Source organism: Rhodococcus sp. R1101 (assembly GCF_000278445.1).
In the GTDB taxonomy this organism is placed as follows: domain Bacteria; phylum Actinomycetota; class Actinomycetes; order Mycobacteriales; family Mycobacteriaceae; genus Rhodococcus; species Rhodococcus gordoniae.
In genome coordinates this window covers 1-4,362 of sequence record NZ_AJVB01000320.1, presented here as the reverse complement: position 1 = coordinate 4,362, position 4,362 = coordinate 1, and the positions used below count along the sequence as shown (strand labels likewise).

The 4,362-nt window shown below is 68.6% G+C and carries 4 protein-coding genes; 1 reads left to right on the top strand and 3 read right to left on the bottom strand.

Annotated elements, in window-relative coordinates:
* From R1101_RS0116915 to aspS, 3 genes are all read right to left on the bottom strand, one after another.
* Positions 1–888, bottom strand: an 888-nt coding sequence (locus R1101_RS0116915) for a hypothetical protein (protein ID WP_016934554.1), incomplete at its 3' end; no start/stop codon positions are given.
* 192 nt (positions 889–1,080) lie between these two features.
* The gene (locus tag R1101_RS0116905; RefSeq protein ID WP_026003388.1) at positions 1,081–1,350 is read right to left on the bottom strand and encodes a DUF4235 domain-containing protein; all 270 of its coding nucleotides are present in this window, start codon (positions 1,348–1,350) and stop codon (positions 1,081–1,083) included.
* Between the two features lie 183 nt (positions 1,351–1,533).
* Positions 1,534–3,321 (bottom strand): aspartate--tRNA ligase, encoded by a 1,788-nt coding sequence (aspS, locus tag R1101_RS0116900; RefSeq protein WP_016934552.1) that lies wholly within the window; start codon positions 3,319–3,321, stop codon positions 1,534–1,536.
* A gap of 139 nt (positions 3,322–3,460) precedes the next feature.
* Here aspS and ypfJ point away from each other — a divergent pair.
* On the top strand, positions 3,461–4,362 hold a 902-nt coding region (gene ypfJ, locus R1101_RS0116895; protein WP_016934551.1), incomplete at its 3' end, for a KPN_02809 family neutral zinc metallopeptidase.

Sequence of the window (4,362 nt, the reverse complement as noted above, 5' to 3'; positions counted from 1 at the left end):
GACGACCTCGGCGCGCCACGCGTCGGCCATCGCGCGGATGCGGTCGACGGAGAGCGGCACCGAGCACAGGCACAGCGGGAAGGAGCTGAGTGCGTACGCGATGTCGAGGGTCGCATCGCGGAAGCCGCCCCACTCGTAGTCGAGGAACTGCACGCCGTCGTCGCCGACGACGATGTTGTCGGGGCACAGGTCCGACGGGCTGAAAGCCCGGAAACGTCCGCCGGTGAACAGCTTGGAGGCACGCTCGGCGCGCTCGCGCACCGACTCGGGCACGGCCAGCCCGAAATCCGCCTCGAGGAGTTCGGGGACGCCCCGTACCGCGTCGAGGGCCTGCTGGGACACCGCGTCGGCGACCCGCGCGACGTCGGCGCGACGAAGCAGGGCCGCGAAGTCCTCCTCGCGCCCGACGGTCGCGGCGTGCATGCGCCCGAGCGCCTGCGCCAGGGCCATCAAGGTGTTCCCGGCGGCCTCGGAGCTGTTGCGCAGCACCTCGGCGAGAGTTGTCGCGTCGCCGAGGTCGCTGAGCACGAGCAGACGGGCGTCGAAATCGTAGGCGAGCAGTTCGGCGCCCGGACGGTGATCCTTCGCCAGGGCCGTCGTGAACTGGTAGGAGACCGCCTCCCGGAGGAAGGCGATCTGCTCGTCGGTCTCGGAACCGCGGAAGTCGACGTGGCCGGCGCCGCGGGAGGGCGGCACCTGCTTGAGGACCAGGGTGCGTGGAAGCGAGAACGGATTGGCGGCCACTCGTACCCGAACGACCACCGAGCGGCCGCTGCCCCCGAGATCCACGGGATCGGTGAGGGTCACCGTGGCGCCGGTACGGCGGGTGAGCAGCGCTTCGGCGGCGTGTACCACCTCGGACACGGGGTCTGCCAATGTTGCGGTCATCACGGCCCAATCTACAGGTTCTCGGTCACGACGAGGTCGTCCACAAGGCTCGGATCGAGCGGGACCTTCTTCGCCCGCGACCGTTCCACCACGTCGCTTTCGTCTGCTTGCGAGGAAGAACTCGCTGTTCACCGACGTGTCCCGTTCCGCTCCCGCTCTCCACGCGTCCATCACGATAGGGACACGTCACCACTACTCCGGTGAAACGTGTGTCACCTTCTGAAATCCACGGGCGGTGCCGCGGTCCACCGCGGCCTTCACGACACCGAAGATCAGACCCTGGAGAGCGGCCGCGACGAGCACGTCCCTGGTGCGCTGCGACAGATCCTGAGGTTCGGGCCGTTCGTCACTGCCGCCGACCTTCTTCCACACCTGATTGAAGACTGCGCCGGCGAGAATGCCGCCTCCCACACTGGCTGCGAGAGCGAGCGGCTTGTAGAAGATCACACGTGCGTCGGCCATCGATACCTCCTCGTACCGGCGCCCCGTTGGCGCCGGACCGACGGAGTACCCGGACAGGATCCTCACAAACCCCATCGAACCCCACGAACCTCACCACACGACCGCCGTCGGAGGCCTCGGGCACGACGGCGCGGTGCCGCCGCCCGGAGGCGGACGGCACCGCGCCGAGGAAGATGCGAGTGATCAGGACCTGTCGGCGTCCTCGGTCTCCGGCTCCGGCACGAAGTCGATGCCCGACTCCTTGCGTTGCTCCGGCGTGATCGGCCCGGGAGCGTCGGTCAGCGGGTCGACGCCGCCTCCGGACTTGGGGAACGCGATGACCTCGCGGATCGAGTCGACCCCGGCGAGCAGCGCGGTGATGCGGTCCCAGCCGAACGCGATACCGCCGTGCGGCGGCGCACCGTACTTGAATGCCTCGAGCAGGAAGCCGAACTTCTCGTTCGCCTCCTCCTCCGAGATGCCCATGACCTTGAACACCCGCTCCTGGATGTCGGGGCGGTGGATACGGATCGAGCCGCCACCGATCTCGTTGCCGTTGCAGACGATGTCGTAGGCGTAGGCCAGCGCCGACCCCGGATCGGTGTCGAAGGTGTCGAGGTACTCGGGCTTGGGCGAGGTGAACGCGTGGTGCACCGCGGTCCACGCCGAGTGGCCGAGGGCCACGTCCCCACTGGCGGTCGCGTCGGCCGCGGGCTCGAACAGCGGGGCGTCGACGACCCACACGAACGCCCACGCGTTCGGATCGATCAGATCGAGCTTGCGGGCGATCTCGCCGCGCGCGGCACCGAGCAGCGCCCGCATCGGCTTGGTGGGGCCGGCGGCGAAGAAGATGCAGTCGCCGGGGTCGGCGCCCACGTGCGCGGCGAGCCCGGCGCGTTCGGCGTCGGTGAGGTTCTTGGCGACCGGGCCGCTCAACGTGCCGTCCTCGCCGACGAGCACGTATGCGAGGCCCTTGGCGCCGCGCTGCTTGGCCCATTCCTGCCAGGCGTCGAGCTGACGACGCGGCTGGCTCGCGCCGCCGGGCATGACGACGGCACCGACGTACTCCGCCTGGAAGACACGGAAGGTGGTGTCCTTGAAGAATTCCTTGCACTCGACGAGTTCGATGCCGAAACGCAGATCCGGCTTGTCGGTGCCGAAACGGCGCATGGCTTCGGCGTAGGTCATGCGCGGGATCGGGGTCTCGAGTTCGTAGCCCACCAGACGCCACAGCGCGTGCAGCACCTCCTCGGCGAGGAGGATCACGTCGTCCTGGCTCACGAACGCCATCTCGATGTCGAGCTGGGTGAACTCGGGCTGACGGTCGGCGCGGAAGTCCTCGTCGCGGTAGCAGCGCGCGATCTGGTAGTAGCGCTCGATGCCACCGACCATGAGCAACTGCTTGAACAGCTGCGGGGACTGCGGCAGGGCGTAGAAGTTGCCGGGCTGCAGGCGTGCGGGCACCAGGAAGTCGCGGGCGCCTTCCGGTGTCGAGCGGGTGAGGGTCGGGGTTTCGACCTCGACGAACTCGTGGTGGGCGAGCACGGCGCGGGCCGCAGCGTTGACCTTGCTGCGCAACCGGATGGTCTTGCCGGGCTTCTCGCGGCGCAGATCCAGGTAGCGGTACTTCAGGCGGGCTTCCTCACCGGCCTGGTCGTCGAGCTGGAACGGCAGCGGGGCCGACTCGTTGAGGACGACGAGTTCGGAGGCGTCGACCTCGATCGCGCCGGTCGGGATCTCGAAGTTCTGGTTGCCCTCGGGGCGGACCTCCACCTTGCCGGTGATCCGGACGCAGTACTCCGCGCGGAGCCGGTGCGCCTGCTCGAGGACCCCGGCACTACGGAAGACCACCTGCGAGACACCCGACGCGTCGCGCAGGTCGATGAAGATGACCCCGCCGTGATCGCGTCGCCGGGCAACCCATCCGGTGAGGGTGACAGTCTGCTCGGCGTGCTCGGCTCGCAACGAGCCGGCGAGATGGGTGCGCAGCACGGAATTCCTTTCGAAACGATCAGCGACGGGTTCGTCGGCTGTAATCCTACGAAAGACACGATCGGCCTGAGCGCACCCGTACCGAATAGTTCGTGCCAAGCTTGTCCGGGTCCGACGAACACGGGAGAAAGCGGCGGCGATGACGTTCAGAGAAGGTGCACGCATGGATGCGGGCCGTGTCCGTACCGGCGGTGGTGGGCGCGGTGGGAAGCTCGCTCTCGGTGGCGGGGCCGGTGGCCTGATCGTCATCATCCTGGCATTGCTGTTCGGCGGAGATCCGTCCTCGCTGCTCGGATCGGGAGTGCCCGACACGTCCGGCGATCCGCAGGCGGAGAGCGCACTCGAGGAGTGCGAGATCGGTGGTGCCACCGCCAACGAGAACGTCGACTGCCGGGTGCTCTACACCGTCGGGTCGCTGGACTCGGTGTGGGAGCAGCAGTTCGCGACCCAGACCGGTGTGGCCTACGTGCAGCCGGAGGTCGCGATCTTCACGTCGGCCACGTCGACGGGCTGCGGTAACGCCACCAGCGACATCGGGCCGTTCTACTGCCCGGCGGATCGGACCGCCTACTTCGACACCAGCTTCTTCGACGAACTCGAGACCCGGTTCGGCGCCAGCGGCGGTCCGCTCGCGCAGGAATACGTCGTCGCGCACGAGTTCGGCCACCATCTGCAGAACCAGCTCGGCGATCTCGGACGTGCGCAGGCCGATCCGCGCGGTCCCGAATCCGGCGCCGTCCGTACCGAACTGCAGGCCGACTGCTACGCCGGAGTATGGGCCTATCACGCCGACAAGCTGCCCGAGCCGACCACCGGCGAACCCTTCCTCGTGCCCCTGACCGACACCGACATCCGCGACGCACTCTCCGCCGCATCCGCCGTCGGCGACGACCGGATCCAGCGGGCCGCCACCGGTCGGGTGAACCCGGAGGGCTGGACGCACGGCTCGTCCGAGCAGCGCCAGGCCTGGTTCCTGGCGGGATACCGCACCGGCCGGGTCGACGCGTGCGACACCTACTCGGCGCGCGATCTCGACAACCC

Bases quoted from the DNA above. Each gene is read 5' to 3' on its own strand.
- R1101_RS0116905 (WP_026003388.1), bottom strand. From the start codon at position 1,350: ATGGCCGACGCACGTGTGATCTTCTACAAGCCGCTCGCTCTCGCAGCC.